The 23086-nt window shown below is 52.9% G+C and carries 18 protein-coding genes and 1 pseudogene; 2 read left to right on the top strand and 17 right to left on the bottom strand.

What is annotated here, in order from left to right:
- The 17 genes from istA to asnB form a co-directional block, all read right to left on the bottom strand.
- Positions 1-1027, bottom strand: a 1027-nt coding sequence (gene istA / locus NMQ14_RS06425) for an IS21 family transposase (protein WP_257095041.1), incomplete at its 3' end; no start/stop codon positions are given.
- Between the two features lie 149 nt (positions 1028-1176).
- Complete coding sequence (locus NMQ14_RS06430; RefSeq protein WP_257094538.1) at positions 1177-2136, bottom strand: glycosyltransferase family 2 protein; 960 nt, start codon at positions 2134-2136, stop codon at positions 1177-1179.
- A 253-nt stretch (positions 2137-2389) separates the two neighbouring features.
- Positions 2390-3457 (bottom strand): IS5 family transposase, encoded by a 1068-nt coding sequence (locus NMQ14_RS06435; RefSeq protein ID WP_257094540.1) that lies wholly within the window; start codon positions 3455-3457, stop codon positions 2390-2392.
- Positions 3458-3562: 105 nt separating this feature from the next.
- Positions 3563-4606, bottom strand: a complete 1044-nt coding sequence (locus tag NMQ14_RS06440; RefSeq protein ID WP_257094542.1) for a glycosyltransferase family 4 protein — start codon at positions 4604-4606, stop codon at positions 3563-3565.
- Positions 4607-4901: 295 nt separating this feature from the next.
- On the bottom strand, positions 4902-5669 hold the full coding sequence (locus NMQ14_RS06445; RefSeq protein WP_257094544.1) for a class I SAM-dependent methyltransferase: 768 nt from the start codon (positions 5667-5669) through the stop codon (positions 4902-4904).
- Positions 5669-6874 carry a hypothetical protein gene (locus NMQ14_RS06450; RefSeq protein WP_257094546.1) on the bottom strand — a complete coding sequence of 402 codons (1206 nt, stop codon included), beginning with the start codon at positions 6872-6874 and terminating at the stop codon, positions 5669-5671. Before NMQ14_RS06450 ends, NMQ14_RS06445 begins: the two co-directional genes overlap by 1 nt.
- A complete protein-coding gene (locus tag NMQ14_RS06455; protein WP_257094549.1) occupies positions 6871-7578 on the bottom strand; it encodes a WbqC family protein in 708 nt (235 codons plus the stop codon). The genes NMQ14_RS06450 and NMQ14_RS06455 overlap by 4 nt, the downstream gene beginning before the upstream one ends.
- Before the next feature lie 10 nt (positions 7579-7588).
- The gene (locus NMQ14_RS06460; RefSeq protein WP_257094551.1) at positions 7589-8311 is read right to left on the bottom strand and encodes a class I SAM-dependent methyltransferase; all 723 of its coding nucleotides are present in this window, start codon (positions 8309-8311) and stop codon (positions 7589-7591) included.
- On the bottom strand, positions 8304-9320 hold the full coding sequence (locus NMQ14_RS06465; protein WP_257094553.1) for a radical SAM/SPASM domain-containing protein: 1017 nt from the start codon (positions 9318-9320) through the stop codon (positions 8304-8306). Before NMQ14_RS06465 ends, NMQ14_RS06460 begins: the two co-directional genes overlap by 8 nt.
- Complete coding sequence (locus NMQ14_RS06470) at positions 9317-10489, bottom strand: DegT/DnrJ/EryC1/StrS aminotransferase family protein (protein WP_257094555.1); 1173 nt, start codon at positions 10487-10489, stop codon at positions 9317-9319. Before NMQ14_RS06470 ends, NMQ14_RS06465 begins: the two co-directional genes overlap by 4 nt.
- Positions 10486-11433, bottom strand: a complete 948-nt coding sequence (locus NMQ14_RS06475) for a sulfotransferase (protein ID WP_257094557.1) — start codon at positions 11431-11433, stop codon at positions 10486-10488. Before NMQ14_RS06475 ends, NMQ14_RS06470 begins: the two co-directional genes overlap by 4 nt.
- Positions 11430-12887, bottom strand: coding sequence for an ABC transporter ATP-binding protein (locus tag NMQ14_RS06480; RefSeq protein WP_257094560.1), 1458 nt, complete (start codon positions 12885-12887; stop codon positions 11430-11432). The genes NMQ14_RS06475 and NMQ14_RS06480 overlap by 4 nt, the downstream gene beginning before the upstream one ends.
- Positions 12888-13697 (bottom strand): ABC transporter permease, encoded by an 810-nt coding sequence (locus tag NMQ14_RS06485; protein ID WP_257094561.1) that lies wholly within the window; start codon positions 13695-13697, stop codon positions 12888-12890.
- Positions 13694-15532 carry a glycosyltransferase gene (locus NMQ14_RS06490; protein WP_257094563.1) on the bottom strand — a complete coding sequence of 613 codons (1839 nt, stop codon included), beginning with the start codon at positions 15530-15532 and terminating at the stop codon, positions 13694-13696. The genes NMQ14_RS06485 and NMQ14_RS06490 overlap by 4 nt, the downstream gene beginning before the upstream one ends.
- Complete coding sequence (locus NMQ14_RS06495; protein ID WP_257094564.1) at positions 15529-17466, bottom strand: SPASM domain-containing protein; 1938 nt, start codon at positions 17464-17466, stop codon at positions 15529-15531. The genes NMQ14_RS06490 and NMQ14_RS06495 overlap by 4 nt, the downstream gene beginning before the upstream one ends.
- Complete coding sequence (locus NMQ14_RS06500; protein WP_257094566.1) at positions 17459-18436, bottom strand: methyltransferase domain-containing protein; 978 nt, start codon at positions 18434-18436, stop codon at positions 17459-17461. The genes NMQ14_RS06495 and NMQ14_RS06500 overlap by 8 nt, the downstream gene beginning before the upstream one ends.
- A 7-nt stretch (positions 18437-18443) precedes the next feature.
- Positions 18444-20378: an asparagine synthase (glutamine-hydrolyzing) gene (gene asnB, locus NMQ14_RS06505; protein ID WP_257094568.1), complete on the bottom strand. Its 1935-nt coding sequence runs from the start codon at positions 20376-20378 to the stop codon at positions 18444-18446.
- Between the two features lie 1207 nt (positions 20379-21585).
- On the opposite strand from asnB, the gene NMQ14_RS06510 reads away from it, so the two are divergent.
- Both NMQ14_RS06510 and NMQ14_RS06515 read left to right on the top strand, forming a co-directional pair.
- Positions 21586-22518, top strand: a complete 933-nt coding sequence (locus NMQ14_RS06510) for a glycosyltransferase family 2 protein (protein ID WP_257094570.1) — start codon at positions 21586-21588, stop codon at positions 22516-22518.
- A 13-nt stretch (positions 22519-22531) separates the two neighbouring features.
- Positions 22532-23086, top strand: a pseudogene (locus NMQ14_RS06515) (NAD(P)-dependent oxidoreductase); the annotation flags it as partial.

Here is a 23086-nt window from a genome sequence, read left to right on the forward strand (position 1 = left end):
GGACGGCGTGGGCGTGTTCGGCCGGCACGCTGTAGCGGTTGCGCTGGAAGTGGATGAGCGCTGTGCTGCTCACCCGGACCGGTTTCTCGACGTAGCCGTCGAAGGGTTTAGGGTTTGGCAGCATCTGCATGAGCTCGTCCTGCAGCACCTCGGCGAGCGTCAGCGCAGGCCATTCCGGATTGGCCATGTCTGCCCACGCCTGCCGGCACTGCTCGCCCAGCCAGGCGTTGAGTTCATTGAGGTCTTTCCACCTGCGCTCGCCCGCGTGCCGAAATATCTGCCGGCGACGATCCTGGACGTTCTTCTCCACGCGCCCCTTCTCCCAGCCGGCTGCCCGGTTGCAGAACTGCGGCTCGAACAGGTAGTGGCTGCACAGGGCGTAAAAGCGCGGGTTGATGTCGCGTTCCTTGCCGCGCCCGACCCGGTCGACGGCCGTCTTCATATTGTCGTAAATGCCACGACGCGCCACACCACCGAAGGCGGCAAAGGCACGGGCATGCGCATCGAAGAGCATCTCGTGGCTTTGCGCCGGGTAGGCGCTCAGCCAGAACGCGCGGCTTGCGCACAGCTTGGTGTGGGCCACTTCGAGCCGCCGGCGCAAGCCGCCAACGAAGACGTATTCGGTGCTCCAGTCGAACTGGAAGGCTTCGCCCAGCGCAAAGGTGAGCGGCACGTAGGCTGCACCCCGCTTGCTCGCTTCATCCGCTCGCCAGCGCTTAACAAAGGCGCAGACCCGGTTGTAGCTGCCCGGGTAGCCCTGCGCCCGAATCGCCTCGAACATCGCCCGCGCGGTGCGCCGATCCCGCTTGGGCCTGTGGCGGTCGGTGTTCAACCACTGACCCAGTTGATCCGCCCAGGCGTCGACGACGCGCCTGGCGGCACGCGGTCTGTACCGCGGCTCGACAACGTCGTGCTTGCGAAGCCAATGCCGGATGGTGTTCCGGGAGAGCCCGGTTTGCCGCGCGATCTCGCGCAGCGGCAAGTGGTCGCGGAAGTGCATCCGCCTGATCTTGGCCAACATGCCCACTTTGATCACTCCTCGATCTCCCTGCCTAAAACTTCAGCAGGGTAGTCAATCAAGGGTAGGTCAGATTTCGATGCAAATTACCCCCGCAAGTGGGTCAATTCTGGGTGGTCGTCAATACAGGTCAATTGTTACAAAAAATATTCGCCCCGCTAGATTTTTCCGAAAAGCACCTCTGCAATTAAACCTAAATTACCAAGAAGAGTTTGGCGGTGGACTCCCGATCTCCAGAGGCCGACTATGCGTGCAATTACATTGAGATTCCGAGAGCTGGAAAAGCAATCCAGTATCCGAATATTTTCTGGCGTCATCCGATCCCGGATGCGTGTCAGTGCCTTGATGTGGACGTCATTCCATAATCTGGAGTCTCCCCGGCAGCGCCGACAGATCCGCGCCCAACGGGCAGCCCAGCCGGCATTCATTCCAATCAAGTTGCCACTATGCTGTCGATAGCGTAACGACGGGTACGTGTCGTATAACACTTGCCCTCCGCAACCACTAACAGCCAGATAGACCCACCAATCATGAGTGACGACTTGAATATCTTCTCCTGCCTGCTGCAAGAGAGTACGAGCGGCGTTGTTAAACAACATCGTGTTACCGCCGCCTATATTCTGCATGAGGGCGTTGGCAAAACTTGGAGGCTTTGCAAATCGTGGCGAGAAGCCGATATCGGTGTTTTTTTCATCAATCAGTCGTGTCCGAGAACAGTAGAGAGCAGGGACATCCTGTGGAACGTCTCGCAGCCAGATGATGGCTCGTTCGAGTTTGTCTGCCTCCCAGATATCGTCCTGATCCGAATAGGCATAGTAGTCAGCTTCAAGAGCAGCGCTGCACGTTGAGTGCAGGAAATTGACTACGAAGCCTCTTGCCGGCCCGGAATGAATTGATAGCCGGTTCGGACCCCAAAGCCTTCGATAGGCATCTAGGATTGTAAGGGTGTCGTCTTCTGATCCATCATCCGAAGCCCACACTTCCCAGTTCGAATGAGTCTGGGCAGCAAGAGATTCGAGCTGTTCAGCCAGATAGTTCTGACCCTGGTATGTACAGAGAAAAATAGCAACTTTCGGAAAGGAATGGATACTCAACGACGAAGATTGAACCGGATGCATGGTCTTTGGTGCTCATTTCATACGCTGACAGAGGCTTCTATCCGACGGTCTTCAAACATGCCGCACTGAGCCAGCACCGGTGAAAGCTCACTGGGAAAGGAAACGCTGATCAAAGCCACCCCTCCGGGATTTTTCGTCCGTGAGGCAGCAACTCCGAAATTCGCATCTTCATGACATCGAATTTCACCTCTTTTTCACCCCGGAATCACCGATCCGCGGTCTTTTCGGGGTTCATCGCCCCGATTTCTCGCCCTCAGGACGCACCTGTCCTGTACGACGCGCACAGACTTCGCTGCGACAGCACCAGATTCGCCATCGCGAATAGCACCTGCAACTGCGCCGTGTTCTTCGCCAGTCCCTTGTAGTGGCACTTGCGATGCCGGAACAGGTTCTTCACCACATGGAACACGTGTTCGACCTTCGAGCGGATGCTCGCCTTCGCTTGCTCCGCCTGCTCGATCAGTTGCCGTCTCGGGTCCGTCTTGTCCAGCTTCTTGTAGGTCGAGCGGCGACGTGCGGTCACGAACTCGGCCGCGCAGTCCTTCAGCTCAGGACGCTTGCCTGCGCCCTGGTAACCGGCGTCGGCATGCACGTGCTTCTCTTCACCGTGCAGCAGCTTGTGCGTCTGGCTCACGTCGGACTCGTTCGCCGAGGTGGTGGTGATCGCATGGACCACTCCGGTGTGCGCATCCACACCGATGTGCGCTACCTGTGCGGCCTCGCTGCGCTCGTGACCGCATCCCGCTGCGCGGGACCACCCTTCGGGTGTCCTTCGCCTTCGGCTTGTCATGCCGAAATACCACTGCTTTCCCTTCTTCGCCTGGTGCATGTCCGGATCGCGCTCGCCTTCCTTGTTCTTGGTCGATGGCGGCGCGGCAATCAAGGTCGCATCGACGATGGTGCCTTCGCGCAGGATCAGCCCTTGCTGGCCGAGCTGTTCGCGGATCAGCGCGAAGATACGGACCGGCATGTCGTGACGTTCGAGCAGGCGGCGAAACTTCAGCAGCGTGGTGGCATCCGGCGCCTGACGCTCGATCAGGTCGATGCCCACGAAGCGACGCACCGCGATGCTGTCGACGATGGCATCTTCAATCCCTTCATCCGACAGGCCCAGGCAGTTCTGGCACAGATACATGCGCAGCATCGTTTCCAGCCCCACTGGCGGACGACCGCGCTCGCCGCGGTAGTAGTGCGGCTCGATCAACGCCACCAACTGCGACCACGGCACCAGACGATCCAGGTCGCTCAGAAACTTCTCCCGCCGCGTCGGCTTGCGACGCGCCGAGTACTCAAGATCGGCGAAGCTGGTTTGCTTTTTCATCTGGACGGTTGCGCGTATCGGGATGACCCGAGCATTCTACGGGGACGGGGTTAAATCAGTGTTTTCCTAGGGTTGGTAAATTGTTTCTTTTGTAATGGTTTTAATTTATGGTTGTTGAAAACCTGAGCATGCGTCTTGAATTTCTTTGTTGTAAGATTCAATCATCGTGTTGAAATCATTCTTTCTTGAAAAGTGAACTATAGAACACTTGCTGAGACGATTTCTTTCAATATGGTCTCTGGATAAAGTCAACATGATGCTACCTAGGTGCCTCACATCTCCAGGCGCATAAAAGCGGGCATCTTGAGGGTTGGGGATTTGCTCAGTAATGCCGAACACAGGCGTAGATATTATTGCAAGTCCAAATGCTTGTGCTTCAAGAATTACCCGAGGGCAGCTTTCTACTCGTGAGCACAGCAAAAAAACGTCAGCAGCCAAGTAATAGACTCCTATGTCGTCTATTGGGGGGATAAATTCGATGTGAATTTGTTTGTGCTTTCTAAATCGTAGTGCGTGCTCTCTGATTTTCTTGCCGTAACGATTGTCAGAATTTCCAACGAAGACCAAGCGAATCTGAACGTCGAGTTGGTCAATGAAGTTCTGAAGCGCCAGCAGTGAGTCCAGCTGTCCTTTGCGCTCACACAATGTGCCAACACACAGAAATACCACTTCATCTGCTAACCACCCTAATCTCTCCCGCTCTGCAGATTTGTCACGAACCAGCCATTTTGAAAATCGATTCATGTCCAGCGAGTTTTCAACCACGGAGAAATTGGCGAGACTCTCGAAATCCTTCCAGACTCCCCGTGTCGCTTCTGCCACAAAGACGACCTTCCTAGGTAAACCAATGGCAGCTATGGCTTGTTGAGCTACCGGATTGGGAAGAAATCGGAAGTAGATATTCCAAGCTTCACTCTCCCTGGGATTCCAAATCGATGGAACGCCAGCTTTTTCTGCTGCCAGCACAGACGGAAAATTTAGTAGGGTATTGACGAACACCAAATCTGGCGACAAATCCCGAATATTCTGGGCCAGACACTCAACCTCATGAGAGAGATTCTGTATAGTCGAGATACGATGGAGTACATCGGGCAGTACGTGCACGCTCACGCCACGTGCTTCGTATTCGATGCGGAGCGGACCGTCCATGAAAGAAAAAACCGTCGGTTGGAGTCCGTGGTGACGCTGCAGTCCGCTTAGTAGTTCCATCAGACTAATTGATGCCCCTTCGCGGGCAAGGTTGTGGGAAAAAGCCACTAACTTGAGGGGACTGGCGCTCCCCCCCCCTCGATGGACGCTTCTTAGGCTCGATCGCAAGATTTCGGGCCGCGGGACGGCCCTCCGCCACCCCAACGCAAGAGACAACCGATGTACGAGCCAAGCAAAGTCACTTCGTAAAGCGCGTGCAGCTAAACGGCCGAATCTCGAATCCCGCAACGTTCCACTACTGTCCTTCACGAGGACGAACCACGTAAATGATGCAAGCGCTCCCCAGCCACTTGGCAAGCTGTTGGCGTTTTGAAATCGACACTTCGTGCCCCAATACCATGTGCCCGGTGTAGAAAAGACCGGTGGGGCTCGCCTCGTGGATGGCAAATCCTGATTTTCGGAACACCCGCTTCCAGTAGGTTGCGCTGAAGCTCAATACTTCGGTCATCGCGTTGCCGCGCTCTCCATGTCGCGGTACGACCGCATAGTGGCGTGCCGTACCGATCATCAGGCGCAGAACGCTCAATGCATCCTTCAGCGCATGCCTGGACATTCCGTTCGGAACCAACCTCGGCATATGAGGAAGCTCGCGCTGGATCAATTCAATGTAATGAGCTAGGTTGGTCCAGAATCGCCACGCACTGCTGGGCATGAGGTGCATGCATTTGCCACCCGGCTTTAAAACCCGCTTGATCTCATGTTGGAGATAGGGAAGATCGCCTACATGCTCAAGAACGTTGGACGAGAAAACAACGTCAAAACTGGCGTCGGGAAACGGAATGTTCCTGCCGTCGTAGGGCATGACGGGAAACTCTTTCTGGTCAATGTAATTGGAATTTGGGATGTCGATTGATTTGACAGAATAACCATCTTCAGTTAATCGTTTTGCCTGATAGCCAGTGCCACCTCCGATTTCGAGGATACTTGATCTGGCTGGCAGACGCTTAATGACCTCCTTATACTCGAACTCGCGAATGACATGCAGGAATTCAATATTGAACATCAAGCCTCCAACTTTTCAAGTAATTGTTCAGCCATGCTACGGGGGGACAAATATTGCTCTGCAAAGGCACGGCTCTTTTCCCCCATCTCCACCAAACGATCGCGGGTGGAGTTCACGGCCGTCAATTGTTCGAAAATTTGCTCCGGCGTGCTGGCGTCAAAGCCAGGTAGTGGCTCAGGGAAGCGAGTGGAAAAGATTTCATTTCTCAGCTTCGCCATGACCGGTCGCCCCATGGCATAGGCGTCGGTGGTCACCATCCCGGGAAAAGAGGTCCCGAACTGATCGCAGACCAGATCAGCCGCAATCACTTCCTGGTAATAGTTCGTCAGACTCGTTTCATCCATCCAGGTAACGTAGTCTGAAATCCCCAGAGTCTGGACAAGAGCCTCTGCCGCTCCCAGATCCTGACCCTTGCGAGGAAGGCGTAGCACTGCCTGTCTCCCACTTTTGATGAACTCAGAAAAGCCATTGAGCAAGACGTCTGTGCCTTTAAAATCCATAGCCGAGAGAGAGGTGTTTTTCTGGGGATTGAAGACGATTCGGCTCCCCGACAGAATGGATAGCTGTTCGTTTCGAGGAGCAGTCTGGGGCTGCAGGTCCAAGGTATTCGATAGGTAAAGCATCAGGCGCCGGCTGTCCTGTACGCCGATTTCGTCCAGCATCCGGTCACCGCTAGGTATCAGACCCCTCTGACCGTAGCAGACGACCTCGGACGCCAGAATTCCATCCCGCTGACGGGCAACGAAATCCGTGTATTGGGCCAGATGGCGCCGGCCCCGCGACGAACGCTTGAATTCAAGATCCCACAACTGGGTACGCAACCGCAAAAGATCAAAATTGGCGTAATAAGCTAGGTCGGAGCCGGTCAGCAGAGCAATGTGAGGTGAATGCAGGAAGGCGGCGAACGCCAACCCAGAGTCGTTTAGGATGGCGAGATCCACCTTGTGGGTCAGATGATGAAGTGCTTCATCGATTGCGGGTGTCTTGAAAGCGATATCGTCATCCGTAATGTCTGAGCAATCGAGAACCCAGTCTGGATAAGCATCCGCCCATTCATGGTAGCGGGCTTCCGGGCGGTGCAGAAGATCCTTGCGATTGATAATTAGACGAACATTATGTCCGAGTAATTTTAATCCTTGGGCGAGCAATAGCGGATAGTTGTTGGTGTTGCCGAAAATGGCAATCGTAAGAGACGGATTTTTCATCTGTGAACAATTACTCTGTCGGGCGTTCTGCTACGGATCAACTGTCGCGCATCGGGCCCGCAATTGGCGATCAGGTCGAGCACCGTTACTTCGCCGACAAAATCTCCCCACAATTGTGGGTAGGGAGCGAAATCATAAGACTTGTACTCGAGCTGGATATCGTTGCGACGAAAGACTTCTTTGTCCAAATAGGCGTCAGCGCTGGGGCCGCTCAAGTAACTCGTGGCGTTAAGTTTTTTGAGTAGATCGATCAAACGGTCGGTCTTGTGACCTTGCAAGTCAAAATTGCTTGAATGAATCAGTGGCGTCGTGAGATCGAGATAATCACATAGACGACGAATCAGGGAAACGTTCAATAGATTGATGGTCTCATATGGTTTGGTCAGGTATTCTTCCAATAGTGCCATAATCGCAGAGAAATATGGTGCGTTACGGTAATTTTGGGACCAGGCGCCTGAGTGTTTCCTTTGCCAAGATCGGCTGTAGTCAATCTCAACGTCAATGATTTTCTGATTCAGGTCCTTTCGTTTAACCGGAATGGTCAGCCAGTTGGCACCGTTTGATGTCTTAATCCGATTTCTATTGCGCCAGCTGCCAGATGAATATTGGACGTCATCGTATATCACGAACAGGTCTACTGAGGCAATGAAGTCGAAATATCCCCGCCATGGGATAAATGATGATTGAATCGCAGCGACTCTCAAATAACTCTCGCTAGAGCTTCTGTGCGGCAAAAAATTTTCGGGTCAATTGTTGGCAGAGTTGATATTTTCCACTGTTTACAATTTTTTCCTTGATTGCGTCATCGACTCCCGCATAAGTGGAGAATGCATCGTCAAAACAAATCCAGCCACCTGGAAGCAGGAGTTTCTCCAGTAGTTCGATATCCCGGCAGACCGCATCAAAGCCGTGGTCTCCGTCAATGAAGGCAAGACGTAGACGCGGTTCGGAAGTAGTACTGCCGGCAAAACCTCCAAGATCGGTCTTGTAGGCCCGAACGCAGGAATCCAGTTGATGTTTGCTAATAAAGTGATTGAAGGCATCCAGCGTCTTCGGCCAACGCTCGTACATCGGGGCGATATCTCGCAGGAACGGTTCTTCCCATACGGTTTGTTCTTGATAGGCGCCGCAGGTACGATTTCCCAAGGTTACCGAAAACGAGTAAGTGCCGTTCGCGTTCTGATACCAGTCGTCCTTCTCCGGAAACAAATCAACGCAATGTACGGTAGTCCGGCCGGTCAAGCGGGCAGCCATGCCCAGCGCCACAGCCGAACGGCCGCACCAAGAGCCCAGTTCCAGGATGTCGCCCCGCAGATGGGCGCTGGAAAGAGCCAGGGCGAATAGGCTCAACAACTGGTCCAGAGGCGTCCAACCTGGGATTTCGGCAACAGCTTCCTCGATTTGGGCGGCGATGGGCCTCGTGACGTCATCACGCATCGACCTCGCCCTCCCCATGCACGAAGTCATCGACCATGTCTGCATAGCTGCGGCCCTCGTGAGGCCATCGAGTGTTCGACCAATCGGGGCACTGCCCGCAAAAGGAGTGCTTGAGATAATTGTTGCGCAGATGGGCCTGTCTCAGTCCGCGGTAGAAATCGCCTTGCCACTCCTTAAGAATTGTGGTGTTGCGATAATCTGCAACGTAGGAGCCATGGATCCAGTCTGAAGGACAGAAGGCCAAGTCACCACGGGCGTTAATGACGATGCGCTCCCAAGGGTACAGGCAGGGACGCCTCTTTGAAGACCTGAGCGCCTCGCGTTGCTGATCAGCCAAGCCTTCCACGGCACCGGAACACGAATGCAGGCGCCGGATCACTACATCGTCGACACCTTGGTCTCTCCAGAAAGCTTCAAAATCTCGCGCTTCGGCGGTGTTTTCCGCCTGTTCCACGAAACTCACCACCACCTTGGTCTTGGCCTTGGACTCCTGCACCCAGCGCAGTAGACGCAGCACATTGCCCCGGGTAATCTCCAAATTGCCTTTGACGCGGATCTTGGCGTAGGTTTCCGGTCTGAAGGCGTCGATGCTGATGTCGATCAGGTGAATGCCGGACTCCAGCAGGCGTTGGGTACGCCGCTCGTTCATGATCTTGCCGTTGGTGGTTAGGGTGACAAATACCCCGGAGTGATCAACCGCCGCCTGGATCATTTCGTAAGCGTGGGGATGCACCAAAGGCTCGCCGTTGCTGGCATAACGGATGTACTGGGTAAGTCCCCGGCCATGCTGGCGGACCTCCTCGATCATCTTCTCGTTAAGAGCAGACTCAAGGTGTCGCCCGCCATAGTGTTCAGACTTCATGAATGTGGGGTGGGGACAATGAGTGCACGCAAGATTGCAGACCTCGGTTATGTCCATCAGTATCTGCGAGGGAAATCCGGCAGCGAGGCGGCCACCGAACCCATACTCGATCGGCTGTTGGTCCGAGTTTGCTTGTAGATTGCTCATGGGGCTGCCTTTGCTGTTTCCAATAGCTGTTTCAACTGTTGAACAACATAGTCGACGTCAGCGAAACTCATTTTCGCGCTGATGGGAAGGGTCATGATCTTGGTTGCTAGCGATTCCGTGACGGGCAGCGAGCATACGCCTCGCGTGTTGTTATACAGCGACTGCTCATGGAGAGGCCGGTAATGGATGCTGGCACCGACGTTTCTGGCCCGCAAGGCAAGAAGCAGATCATTGCGGTCCATGTTCGTGAATTCAGGATCGAATACGCCGACCAGAAGATGACGGGCATGACGAACATCGAAGACACCTTCTTGGAACGGGATGGACAAACCCGCGTCTGCACAGCCCCGCTGATAGCGTCGCGCAACGGCCAGACGGTGGTTTGACATTTCTCGCTGGCGTTGCAGTTGAACCCGGCCGATTGCGGCCTGCAGATCTGTGAAGTTCATCTTGTAACCCAGTTTCTCGACACCAGCGCCAAAGGCGGTCGAAGGGTTCGTATAGCGGGACCACGCGTTGGACTCCATCCCACTCATGCGCAGGGAGCGCAGATGCTCAGCCTTGTGACGGTCAAACAAGGCAATCGCGCCGCCATCGGCAGTTGAGAGGTTCTTGTTAGCATAAAAGCTGAAGCACACGAGGTTCTTTGACGACCCCACAGGGCGTCCATCTGGGTACCGTGAGCCGAGGGCATGAGCCGCATCTTCAACAATGATCACGTGAGGGGGCAACGCAGCACGCAGAGCGTCGACGTCTATGGCATATCCACCGTAATGGACAACAACGACCACCTTGGTCCTGGCGGTCAGTTTTTCCACAATACGGTCTGGCGTCATACACATGCTCTTGGGGTCGACGTCGCAGAAAACCGGAGTGGCGCCAAGATAGAGGGCGGCGTTGGCCGTGGCGCACCAAGTCAGGCTGGGGGCAATTACCTCGTCACCCGGTCCAACGCCCTCAATCAGCAGAGAAAGAAACAGGGCAGAGGTGCAGGAATTGACCGTCACGACTTCCGGCGCATCGAAATATGCGCTCAACTCCTGCTCGAAGGCTATGGTTTCTTGGCCCATACCTACCCAACCCGAGCGCATGACCCGGGCGACGGCATCGATCTCGGCTTCGGTGAAATCCGGTGCGCCGAAGGCCAGATAACTTCCTTGAGTATTCATGGCAAGTACAGACCAGGTGCTAGCGCTGAAAGATGACCAGGCTCATAACCAAAAATTTGACGGACATAATGCGATTTCTCTGCAACAGCTGCCCGTAGTTCAGATGTCAATCGGCCTGTGTGTTTTTGCGCAGTATCGGTCTTCAAATGGTCGATAGAAAAATCGAAGGAAGGTAGTTCGCAGTATTCGACGATTTGTGAGAGAGTTTTATTCGGGCTTGATACCAGATCTTCATAGCGAATTGTGATCAATTGAGATTCGTGGCCAACCATTTGGCGAGAGATTCCTGTGTTCACCTTGTTCCAATAATCAATGAATATTTCAGCCCCGCCGCCAGGAAAGAATGACGGGTGCCGATCGAATCTTGCTTGACTAACGAGATCTTCAGGCTTTGACATTAACCACAGGCAGGGGAAATCTTCTTCCCTGGGCCAATAAATAACCAGCGACGGATGGCTGTCCATCACGGCAAGCCAGCTGGCAACCATCGGCTCACAGTCTCTGACAATGTGGACTATCTTTGCGTCCGGAAAGATTCCTAGCAAGTACCCCAACTTGTTTGAAAGGTGAGGCTGTTTGTTGATAACCCTCAGCCCGAGATTCTTCTTCAGAACATTTTTGTAATAGTGGTCATGCATGCTCGAGATAATTTCGTCGTTAACATCATCTTGAGTCATGTGTAGGCACTGTTGGTGTCCGTTGATGCCATTCCCGTATTTTGAGTGGTGTACGTTCCCGATGCCAGCCATGATGCATCGCCCGTGTTCAATCCAGCCTTCGTGATCCTCCCCATCCGGGTAGCCGGTAGTTTTCGCGACTCCTGGATGGGTGGAAAGCGTATCAAAAAGCAGTGTTGTGCCGGAACGACCGCAGCCGACGACAAATATTGGTCGTTGAATTCTCAGGTGTTTTCCGAATAGGAACTTTTTGATGTGGTTCTTCAAGTTGCTACCCGATCCATTTCGCTAATGCAGGCAACTTCCAATTTGGCGGGTAAAGCTACGTAGCCACCGATCATTCCACCCGGTCTTGTGCCCATCTTGAAATCATAGGCGAAGGGAATCACGTCAACGAAGACCCAATCTTCGCCTGGTTCTTCCGGTGGGTGTGCCAATCCGATTGATAATGTATAGTTTCCATGCATCAAAGGTAGGTGAACATTCCAAGAAAATAGATAAGTACGGTCCTTGATGTATTTGAGGCCCATTTTATCTTGTATTCTGGTGTCCATAAATACTACGTCCGTGCCCTGTAGTGTCCTGATTTTGACGGCAAGATTGAGGTTTTCAAGTGAGTCTTTGAAGGTTGCGAGAACTCGAATTTCAACATTGTCCCCGAAATCAAAATAATTCGAATGAAGGCCGCGCCGAAGCATTTGTACATTTGTAATGGATGCGCTTTGCGTCCCGGTCCTGTTTTCAATTGCCCGTTGTAAAAAAGAATCCATTCCAAGGAGAAGGTCAGAATCTTTCTTGGCTTGGTGGGCTGAAACATCTTTCTGAGCCAACGGAGGCTCGGCAGGCGTTCCGGTATGTTCTTCGACTGATTTTCTTCCAAGGTTTGTCAAACTTTCACCGGAGTCAAGCTCTACCGTGAGCTCTTTTTTTCTTGTCGTTGCACGATTGCGGTCCTCAAGTTGAATCCGGACATATTCGTCGGCTACTTCACGGGTGTGTCCAATTCGAATTAATTTTCCGTGCTCCAAGAATATTGAACGGGAACAGATTTGCCGTACCACACCGACGTCGTGACTAACAAATAGCAGTGTCACCCCGTTGTTAACAAGCTGGTTGATCCTGGCCATGCATTTGGCCTGAAATAACATATCTCCAACAGACAACGCTTCATCGACGATGAGGACCTTCGGATCGACGGCAGTCTGCACTGCAAAGGCCAGTCGCATCATCATGCCGGAACTGTAGGTTTTCACGGGTTGTTCGATAAAGTCACCTATGTCGGCGAAGGCCGCAATGCCGTCGAACCGGGCGTGGGCTTCCTCCCTCGAGAGGCCTAAAATTTGAGCGTTCAGATAGACATTCTCCCGTCCCGTGAAATCCGGGTTGAAGCCGCTGCCCAATTCTAGTAGCGCGGTGATCCGCCCATTGGTGACGACGGTTCCCGAGGTCGGTGCCAGTGTTCCGGCGATGATCTGTAGCAGCGTGCTCTTGCCGGCACCATTGCGCCCGAGGATGCCCACTGCTTCACCAGGCCGTAGTTCGAAGCTGACATCGCGCAGTGCCCAGTGCTCACGATAGAGTGGGCTGTCATGAGTGGTGCCGATTGCGGTGCGAAATCGATCCAGCAGAGCTTGTCTGAAGCGATCCTGAGGGTTCTTGTAGATCCTGTAGCACTTGCTGATCGAGTCAAGCTGAATGGGTGGCGTTGTCGAGTCATTCATCTAGATCACATCCGCAAAGGCTGGTCGAGATTTCTGGAACAGCCACAGGCCAGACACTGCGATGAGAGTGGCCACGGCGAGATAGACCAGCCAATGTTGCCAGTTGGGCTGTTGACCCAGGATCAGGACTCCACGCAGTTGTTCGATCGGAAAGGTCAGCGGGTTCAGACTGATAAATCGTTGCGCGGCATAGGGTGCGGAGGAGGTCGGATAGAACACCGGACTGAGGAAAAGTAGAGCCGACATGACAACGCCGATGAGCTGGCCGACATCGCGAAAGAAAACTCCTATTGCGGCAAGAATCCAGGCCAATCCGGCCGTGAGCATCAACAAGGGCAACAGAACGACGGGAAACAGCGCAGCCGTTAAGGGAATGGCTTGTTGCTGAATCAGCAAGAACAGGCATATCAGAGCGATGCCGATCAGGGCATTGAAGGCCGAGGACGCAAGGTGACAGAGTGGAAGTAGTTCGAGGGGGAATACCACTTTCTTTACGTAGCTCGGACTAGACAGAATGGCAGATGGAGAGCGTGTTAGAGTTTCCGAGAATACGGCGTGGACTATCAGGCCGCAATAAAGCATTACCAGAAAATCTTTCATCTCGCCGCTTCCGCCCCAGCGGGAATTGAACACACCCCCAAATACGAACGCATAAACCGAAAGCATCGTCAGGGGATAGATGACCACCCAAAGAAAGCCGAGCGCAGTGCCCCGATATCGCGCCTCAATGTCGCGAGCAACAAGGGAATTCAGCAGATCTCGATTTCTGGAAAAACTCAAAATCCCTGAAGTAACGGTAAAACTGTTCACAGCATTTCCTCCTGGTAGTACAAGGCCAAGGTTTCACTGATCATTCGATCAAGACAGAACATGCGGGAGACATACTCCGGCCCTGCCGCTTTTGCCAATGCCCGCTCTTCAGCATGATGGAGATAATGATGCACCAAACTCGCGATGTGCTTAGCCTCTGGCTTGTGGGCGAGCAAGCCAGACACCCCGATATTGAAGGACTCCCGGGTGCCGCCGGCATCGGTAGCAACGATGGGCAGGCCGAGCCATTGGGCTTCAAGCACGACATTAGGCGTTCCTTCGTGCTTGGATGTCAGGAGGAATACATCCATGACGGACAACGGGGTTGCAACGTCAGGCCGGGCCCCGGGCAAATGCATTCGCAGTTCGAGTCCATTTTTCCTGACGAACGCTTCCATTTCCTTCCGCATAGGGCCTTCACCGATCAACAGGAAGTGCACATTGGGGTCTTTCCTGGCAACAATCGATGCAATTTCCAACCATAAAATTGGCCGTTTTTCTTCCCAGAAACGGAAGACAGAACCCAATACCAGTGCGTTCCCTGGAATACCGATCGACTCTCTATAGTGCTGTGCCTCCCGCTCCTCGACACGTTTCAGATAAGAAAGGTTAACTCCATTTCGCACAACTTTGAATCTCTCTCTCGGTAGTCCCAGCCATTGTGTATAGTCCTTGGCCCCGGCATCACTGTTATTCAGGTAGACCACCTGAGGAAGCGACGCCAAGGCCCGATAGGCGGGATACATGTAATCCTGGAAGTATGGAAAGTTCAGGGGTGTCATGTTTCGACTGGCCAAGACAATGCGCGGGACTCCGGCAATCACCGCTGCGATGCCCGCCTTGATGCTGGTCGAATCCTGCCAGGCATGAACGACACTGGGCCGTCTGGAGCGGAATTCCTCCACTAGGTTAAGCACTTCTTCCAAAACAGAGCAGGGCAGGTCTGCGGCAATTTCCGCCAAAGGAGGTGCCAGGGTGGACAGACCGTGGTCGGCGAGGGTCACCGCCTTTCTTAGTTGCGCAACTTCAATGCCAAATGCCTCAAGCTCATGCAAAAAGAAATCCAGTTGGGGCGCATGGTCCAAATATTCCGCCAGAAGAGCTACGCTCTCGCATTCCCCCTTGTCGCGGAGACCAATAAGGGTGTTGACGATCTGGCGTTCGGCACCACCTGCAGCCAGCCCGGCATTGACGAGAACGACTCGGCCAGGGATGGGAATGATCTTCTGAGGTGCGGAAGCGGCACGGCGGAAAAGTTCCAGGTAGAGAGTTTCTCCGGTGAGACCTGAGTTGGAGGCGTCGCTGGTATGATAGTTTCGCCGAAATACCGCAGACCAGATGGCTTTGACCGATTGTTGCTTAGCGAGGAAGTACAGTCCCCTGCGAAGAAGGCTGTCTTGAGACATTCCCCTTATTGTCTGGTGAAGACGTTCTCCAGCAATCCAGAGATAATAACGATGGAGACGAACAGAGGCGTATTGGCTATTGACTTTGCAAACAACTGACGATCGGCCGGTATGTGATACTCGACGTATCATTTTTGAAGTCAACATCAGTTGTGAACCGATGAAGATCAGCGGTCCTCCAGCCGAAGGAAGGCTCCAATCCCCGTCTGCCATGAAACAGCCCAGCCAAAGGTGTGATGAGGTGGCTGTGATCTCCGGGTCTGGATTCAATAGCACCATCCCGGAGCATTCAGGAATCGATTTCAATGCCAAAGACTCTTCGGCGGTAAGTTGGAAAGGAACGGCAAATACAGCGTTCTGAATTTGATTTTCACGACAATATTTAATCGCTTGTTCAACTTTCTTGTTTACTGTATTTTCAGTATTCATCTTTTCTTCATGAAGAGCTTGTAATGGCCTTTGATCACAAAGGCAGCCAACTGTAGATACTCGAACCAGCGATGTACCGTACGCCCCTTTCCTTTGAGCCGTTCCTTTGATTCCTTCAGTTTGTACGCAAGAAAAATTTGCTCAGGATATATTACGTTAAGGCCCTTCTTCGTGGTCTCACCATAGTTTGCAAAAAATATGTTCTTCCGCCGTGTTGTTGCAACGTACTGCGGAATATCAATACGAGTCTGCTTCAAAAAACTTTCTTCAAAAGATGTTTCTCCGGAAGATTTTTCATTTTTCTCAAACCAGCCGGAAATCACGTCACCAACAATTTCTCTAAGGTTCTCCGTAACCGCCCAATATACATCGTTTGTCGAATATCCATAAGGGATGTTTACAAAGTGCCTGGTTCTTCCCGGCGTAAGCTCGCAGTAGGCCACGACGCTCTTTTTGAGCTGACTGTAAAGGTATATTCCAGGATACGTCATCTCCTTAAGAGAATCATGGTGATCTGTGACAATGAACTCCACGCTGCATTGATTGCTGTAGTGCTTCTTTGCTGAATCAAGAATCGACTGCAACTCTTCCAGCATTCCAATCGGATTGATCCGCATTACGGAAGGTTTGTTTTCCGCAAGCGCATTCTGAACGATCTGCTTAGCTTGCTCGAGGGCCTCGTGCCATCCTCGCGTCTGAAGTTCGAAGTTCTCGAACACGTTAAGCTGCTCAGTAACGGGGTACACCACTACCGGGGAAAGATTGAGCGGGATATCGTGGCCGATGGAGAAAGAGAGATTCCCGGGGAGTTCAAGAAAATTTGACTTGCATACAATCATCCCAACAGAAAAGACGTATTCCGGAGAGGGGTGCGTCCGTATGCAACGCAGCAGGTTTTCTAATACCTTGCCGAAATCAGCGCCCTTTCGAATTTTCTCGAAGGTCTCCTTGTGAAAACTGTCCATCGATATGCTGGCGTTGATTCCCGGAAACTTTCGCAGCTTGCTCAGTTCGGTCGCCGTAAGCATTGTGCCGTTACTGGTGAATCCAAATCTCAGATTCGGATTTATGTCTATTTCAAAAGTGTCAATGAATTTACGAAAACGCTTGATCAAGTATGGCTCTCCGCCATGCCAAATAAACTGATACAAGTACGGGACATAAGAAAGGACATCGGGTACTGTTTCTGACCGGTGCTGGATATGAGCCGCCCTTACCATATTCTGACTGCAGTTGGGGCAATCAATGTTGCAATCCGCAGTGGAAATTAGGGATATCATCGTCGGTCTGGCAGACATTACCGATACCCCGGCTTCGTACTCGGCTTTAGCCTCTCGTATGTTTTTCCCCGAGACGGAATCGACGACCAAACCCTGCAACTTAACCCGCCCGGCTGGCAATGAAAGCTCGTAAACTTTGCCCGTTTTCGATGGATCTGAATTGTCGGAGCTGGAAAAGTAAAGAGAGTGTCCCCAGACGGAGTAGCGGCCCATGCCAATGTTCCTGATCTCGTCATGCGGTGCGTTGGAAAATGGCAGAGATACGCCATCTTCCAACACTTCCGCTTGACTGAGAGCATCTCCCGCCATGCTTATGAACGTCTCGGGTATCTCGACCACATAACAATATCCAGATTCCTTTCTCCAACTTATAGGAGAACTGAACGCAGGGTAACGTCCATTTGACCAAGCGTATGACATGCACTGGTTGCACGGATGTCCCTCCAGTTTTCCGTCGGCGTTCGCCCGTCTAAGAGCCCGATATTCTTGCCCGTTCCAGATTTCCTCAATCGTATTGAGATTGGTGTTTCCCAAAGGTTTTCCAGAATTTCCGTAACCACTCCAGAAGCAGCATGGAACAACTTCACCCGTCAAGTCTATAATCATTTGCTGCCACGGATATGCACAATATTCTGGCGATGCATCTTCAAGCATGGACAGCCCTTTCCCGGCTAGACGACAGGGTGACGGTTCCTTCCTTCTTTTTTGAAACCAGCATTGCCCCTGCCGTGGTTAAGTCACTAACTGACAGTGAGGAGTAGTCCCGGCTTAACTGATTGGCAGCAAGCTGGCTGGTCCGCTTTTCAAGGTATTCTCTACAGATTAAAAAACCGGCGTTACTCAGGAGCTTTTGGTGGGTGGAATGCGGTTTCCGATTTACGAACCAGGGGAGTCGCCCACGCATTATTGCCCAGAGCCACGAAGAATATTTCCAATGCCCATTCCATTCCTTCGCGGTTTCATGGCACTGGTAATCAATTTGATGCGTCATGATTCCGTTTGGAGTAAGGTGACGGAAGCACCCTGCGTAGACTTCCTCAAGGTCGTCGATATGTTCCAACACGGCTTGTGAAAGTATCCAGTCGATATTTTCTTTCTTGACTTCCTCCATTTTCCCCATTGGTGCAACGTATTGAATCATTTCACTTGACACGGTTCCCAGTAGCTCTGCCCGGATTCTATTCAGGCGCCTAGGTGCCAGCATTTTCGTAAAGTCAACTTGTTCAAAAAGGGTGTGTGGAAACTCGTAAGAGGCTAGTTTTGGCAGGATCTCGGCACATTCTCCATCACTGGGAATGGGTGATTTTGATTCAAGGAGTTTAACAAGGTCATCCAAGACGTCAATATTTCTCCTCGGCGATGCGTGGCAGACTACGTCAATCGCGATGTATTGTTCGCTACCGGTCAGAAGCGCCATCAGTCCAACGCCAAGGCTGTCGCCGGGTCCAATTTCCAAGACTGTTTTTGGAGTGATATTCAAACCGTGCTGTGCTGCAATGATTCGATGCCGCATAAACACCGAATAACAGTATCTGGCGGAAACGGATCCACCCGTACCTGGGCTCGGTTGAAAGATTAGCGAGCCAAACCCTCGCATCAAGAGTTTCCAGAGTGGAATCGCCACAGCTAAACTATCCTCCACGCGAGAATGAGGATGGTGGTTCCAAAGGTGCGGTCGTTGGATCGATCCACATTTGAAACCACAATTCCAAGATCAAAAGCGCCCATAAACGTGTATGGTGAAGTCGTACCCCGCTGCAGTGTTCATCTAGCATATTCTTGACATAAGATGTCTTCACCAGTCCTCGCTGGCTGGCCTTTAAGCTAAGAAGTGTGTCATAGGCAAATTCCTTCAGTTCGGCTCTCAACCAGCGATCAATTGGTACTCCAAACCCCATTTTTGGACGATAGAGAACATCGTGTGGAAGGTAAGGTTTCATCGCGGACTTGAGGATGTTCTTGGTTTCGCCATTCACAATTTTTTGTGAAGGCGGAATTTGAGCGGCCCACTCCATCAAACTGTGATCAAGAAGAGGGGAACGCGCTTCAAGACCATGTGCCATGCTGGCTATGTCTACCTTGACAAGTAAGTCGTCCGGTAAATAAGTATGGATGTCAGCCCACGCTGCGCCGCCAACATACGAAGGGGACTCCGAAAAATATCGCTCCAATATGTCTAGCGAAGAAAAAGAAAGATAAGGAGTTAGGTTTTCATCATAACCAGCCACTTTGTCCTGTTCATGAAAATAGGCAATTGATGGAGCATAGCGACGGGAATCCTTTTCGCTGATGTAGTTGAGCCATCGCCTTGTTATACGAGGTATTCTATAACGTTCCCAACAGACCGGCATTGAGTTGGTTAGTTGGGGACTTAATCTTCGAAGTGCGCGCGGAATACGACTGATCCATTCGGTCTGGAGGCATTGTTTATAACGGCTATAGCCCAGAAAATTCTCATCGCCTCCATCTCCGTTAAGCACGACTGTTACATGTCGTCGCGCAATTTCAGAGACGTAATACGTCGGTACTGCCGAAGGGTCGGCAAACGGTTCGTTATAATGCCAGATAAGTTTCGGAAGTATATCGACGGCATTGGGTCGAACGACCATTTCGTGGTGATCTGTGTCGTAACGTTCGGCCACTATGCGTGCGTACGCCCGCTCGTCATATTCCGCTTCGTCAAAGCCGATACAGAATGTCTTGATGCGCCCGCTGGAGTGTCGGGCCATCATCGCGACCACGGCCGATGAATCAACGCCGCCAGATAGGAACGCACCCAGCGGTACATCTGACGTCATGCGCAATCTTACAGACTCGTCAATTAGAGTTATCAGTTCTTCCTGTAGCTCCTGAATTGGGCGATGCCGTGCTTCGCTTGGAGGAGGTAGTTGCCAATAGCGTTTGACGCTGGAAATACCTTTACGCGATACGACCATGTAGCTCGCTTGCGGAAGCTTGTTGATACCCTGAAAGGCGGACCATGGTGCTGGAACGTATTGCAGAGAAAGATAATGATGAATTGCTTCCAGGTCAGGTTTTCTGGAAAATCGCTCACAAGCCAGTATGGCTTTTATTTCCGAGCCAAAGAGGAGCACGCCTTCGTGCCAAGCATAGAATAGGGGTTTTTTTCCAACCCGATCACGCGCTAGGATCAGTTCATCGCTGCGACCATCCCAGATTGCAATGGCGAACATCCCTCTCAATCGCGTGAAAATCTCTATTCCCCAACGGTGATACCCATTGAGAATTACTTCTGTATCCGTGTGACTTCGGAAGTGATAGCCTTCTCTCGCTAGTTCGGTCCGCAACTCCTTGAAATTGTATATCTCTCCGTTAAATACAAGCCTTACCTGATCATCGCTGGTGATCATGGGCTGATGTCCGGCTTCAGTAAGATCGATGACAGAAAGGCGCGCGTGACCCAATCCAACCCCGGATTTTACATGCACGCCGTTGTTATCGGGGCCTCGATGATGAATCGCGTGAACCATGCGCTCAACGAGTGAAACAAGATCAATACTTGAATCTGAAGAGTGAGTTACAAGTGCTCCAGCGATACCGCACATAAACTGAATTCCAAGTTCTTAGCCAATTGAGAAATACTCAAAGCCAAGCCGTTGTAACACGCCTGGCTCAAAGAGATTTCACCATTCAAAATAATAGAAGGCAAAATCCCTGATTTTCCGTCTGCGGCCGAGAAAACTTCCGGACGCCGATGTTCATTAATGTGAACAAGGGATAGCGGGGCCAAAGAGCGCGGCACACCCCTTCCTCTGGTAAGGAGAGTCGTTGTCAAGATGCGTGTGCGGTCCGTTTCACCGTTCGGCATGCCGACCGTCGCCTACTCCGGTGCCACGGCGGCTCGCTCACTCCTCGTACCATTCTCCTCGCCACCCTCCGCAGCGGGCGCCAACTCGTTGGGTTGCTCGATGCAACCCGCGGTGCCGCTGATTCGGCGCCGGCGGTGCGGACAACGTGGTCTGGGATCGCTCCATATCCAGCATTCGCTGCAATCACTTATGCTGTATCGGTGTCGCGCGCGAGTTCTCCTACTCTTCGCGCTGCGCCAAGCCGACTTGTATGATTCGTGTGTCGACCTGTTATTCCATCCATTCGGTATTATGAGGCCAAATCTTTCTCGCCGAACATTTGGTAAAGGCAATTGGTTTTTTGCGTTCCGAACACTGCTTGGTTCGCTTTTGTCAAGGACATCGGTCTTGATGTTGTCGGGTTAAGTGTTCGGACTGCTGCGCTCGATCCGGCTTCATGAACGTTGCTAGCAGTGCGCTGCCGCATGCCGATTGCTGAGGTGACGGCACATTCCGATCAGGGTGCGGTAGCTGATATTTTTGGGCAGCTATTGAGGCGAGAGCGGATCATGCAGCCGATCTACTTGGCGATGACTGAAACGCGTGCCGGGGGAGTTTCGACATATCAGGATGTTCTTTGGGTCGAAGCGTCGATATGAGGCCTCGACTTCCGGCGCTTGTTGGCAAATTCGAGCTGCAGGCCCTTCCGTCGTTAGGGAAACGCTGGTCAAAGCCACCCTTCGGGGATGTTTCGTCCCCGTGGCAGCGACGCTGAAGTTCAGTTCGTCATGACGCGGAATTTTGCTTCTTCTTCATGCCCCAGATCATCGATCCGGGATCCTTTCTGGGCTCATGGTGTGCAGGCATTAGCCTTGCGCGCATGCTTGGATGAAGCATATACGTGGGATCCAATCCTGGTGCGCCCTGTAGGAGGTCTACGATAGTCACTCAACCCGGAATAGATTTGACGTTACTTGCCGACTGTGCGGCCGCGAAGCCCTGCGTTTCGGTAGTGATCGTCAATTACAACGCTGGCGATCTGCTGACGGACTGCGTACGCTCGTCGCTGCTGCAGGTCAGCGAGGTCATTGTTGTTGACAATGCGTCTGTCGACGGCAGCTTGTCGCGCTGCGAGCAGGCTTTTGCCGGTACTTCGGCGTTGCGGGTGGTCCGCAACACGCGCAATCTTGGTTTTGCCGCTGCGTGCAATATTGGTTTTCGAGAAGCGGGTTGCGAATTTGTCTTCTTTCTCAATCCGGATTGCCAGATTGAGCCCGGTAGCGTGGCCGAACTGCGGGACGCGCTGCAGGCTGATCCTCGGGTTGGCATGGTTGGCGGACTGCTGCTCAATGTCGATGGTACAGAGCAGGGTGGTGCGCGCCGAGCCATACCCACGCCTTGGCGCTCTTTCGTTCGTGCCTTCGGGTTGAATCGATTCGCGCAGCGCTGGCCAAAACTGTTTTTTGATTTTCATCTGCACAAGCAGCCACTACCCGATCACGCGGTTGAGGTTGAGGCGATCTCGGGGGCCTGTATGTTGGTGCGGCGCGATGCGGTCAAGGAGGTAGGGCTGTGGGACGAGAACTATTTTCTGCACTGCGAGGATCTTGACTGGTGCATGCGTTTCCGCCGGAGTGAATGGAAGATCATGTTCGTGCCGATGGCACGCGTGCAACACGCGCTCGGCGCCTGCAGTCGAACCCGGCCACTGTTTGTCGAGTGGCACAAGCACTGCGGCATGATGCGCTTCTACCGCAAGTTCTTTCGTCACCAGTATCCAGGCTTTCTGATGTGGCTCGTCGCTCTTGGCGTCTGGTTTCGGTTTGGAGTGATATCGCTTCGCCATTCCTCGCGCGGAGTCGGACGCCTTTTCGGAATCAGTGGTCGAGGTGTCTGAGGGGATATCGTCGATGCAGGACACGTCAGTTGGGCAAGGCGACGGACAGGACGAATGGATTGGTGTACTTGGTGCGACCTGCGTGACCGGTGATTTCGCGTTGTCCCGGTGTGCGGACGCGGGCCATCGCGTGCTGGCCTTGTCACGCACAGCGGACGAAGGCGTGCGCAAGAGCATCATCTGGCGGCGAGCGAAGCACAACGCCGCCCTGCAGCATTCTTCAAACGTGCCGCTGTGGATCTGTCTGGCACCTGTCTGGGTGTTGCCGGATTACTTTCTGCTGTTCGAAGCGAGCGGGGTGCGCCGCTTGGTGGCCGTATCGTCGACCAGCCGTTTTACTAAGTCGACGTCGTCCGATGCATCCGAACGTGCCACCGTGCAGCGTCTGATCGATGGTGAGCGCCGCCTGCAGGAATGGGCCGCACGTCGGGGCATTGAGTGGGTTATCCTGCGGCCGACGATGATCTATGGCTTGGGGCGCGATCGAAACGTTTCGGCTGTGGCGCGCTTCGTTCGGCGGTTCGGCTTCTTTCCCGTGCTCGGTGAAGCGGGGGGGGTGGGCCCACCG

Source organism: Methyloversatilis sp. XJ19-13 (genome assembly GCF_024580155.1).
Lineage (GTDB): Bacteria > Pseudomonadota > Gammaproteobacteria > Burkholderiales > Rhodocyclaceae > Methyloversatilis.

Excerpts from the sequence above, each read along its gene's own strand:
- NMQ14_RS06490 (WP_257094563.1), bottom strand. The coding sequence starts at position 15,532 with ATGAATACTGAAAATACAGTAAACAAGAAAGTTGAACAAGCGATTAAA.
- NMQ14_RS06465 (WP_257094553.1), bottom strand. The coding sequence starts at position 9,320 with ATGAGCAATCTACAAGCAAACTCGGACCAACAGCCGATCGAGTATGGG.
- NMQ14_RS06480 (WP_257094560.1), bottom strand. The coding sequence starts at position 12,887 with ATGAATGACTCGACAACGCCACCCATTCAGCTTGACTCGATCAGCAAG.
- NMQ14_RS06450 (WP_257094546.1), bottom strand. The coding sequence starts at position 6,874 with ATGAAAAATCCGTCTCTTACGATTGCCATTTTCGGCAACACCAACAAC.
- NMQ14_RS06435 (WP_257094540.1), bottom strand. The coding sequence starts at position 3,457 with ATGAAAAAGCAAACCAGCTTCGCCGATCTTGAGTACTCGGCGCGTCGC.
- NMQ14_RS06440 (WP_257094542.1), bottom strand. The coding sequence starts at position 4,606 with ATGGACGGTCCGCTCCGCATCGAATACGAAGCACGTGGCGTGAGCGTG.
- NMQ14_RS06445 (WP_257094544.1), bottom strand. The coding sequence starts at position 5,669 with ATGTTCAATATTGAATTCCTGCATGTCATTCGCGAGTTCGAGTATAAG.
- NMQ14_RS06470 (WP_257094555.1), bottom strand. The coding sequence starts at position 10,489 with ATGAATACTCAAGGAAGTTATCTGGCCTTCGGCGCACCGGATTTCACC.
- NMQ14_RS06460 (WP_257094551.1), bottom strand. The coding sequence starts at position 8,311 with ATGCGTGATGACGTCACGAGGCCCATCGCCGCCCAAATCGAGGAAGCT.
- asnB (WP_257094568.1), bottom strand. The coding sequence starts at position 20,378 with ATGTGCGGTATCGCTGGAGCACTTGTAACTCACTCTTCAGATTCAAGT.
- NMQ14_RS06430 (WP_257094538.1), bottom strand. The coding sequence starts at position 2,136 with ATGCATCCGGTTCAATCTTCGTCGTTGAGTATCCATTCCTTTCCGAAA.
- NMQ14_RS06495 (WP_257094564.1), bottom strand. The coding sequence starts at position 17,466 with ATGCTTGAAGATGCATCGCCAGAATATTGTGCATATCCGTGGCAGCAA.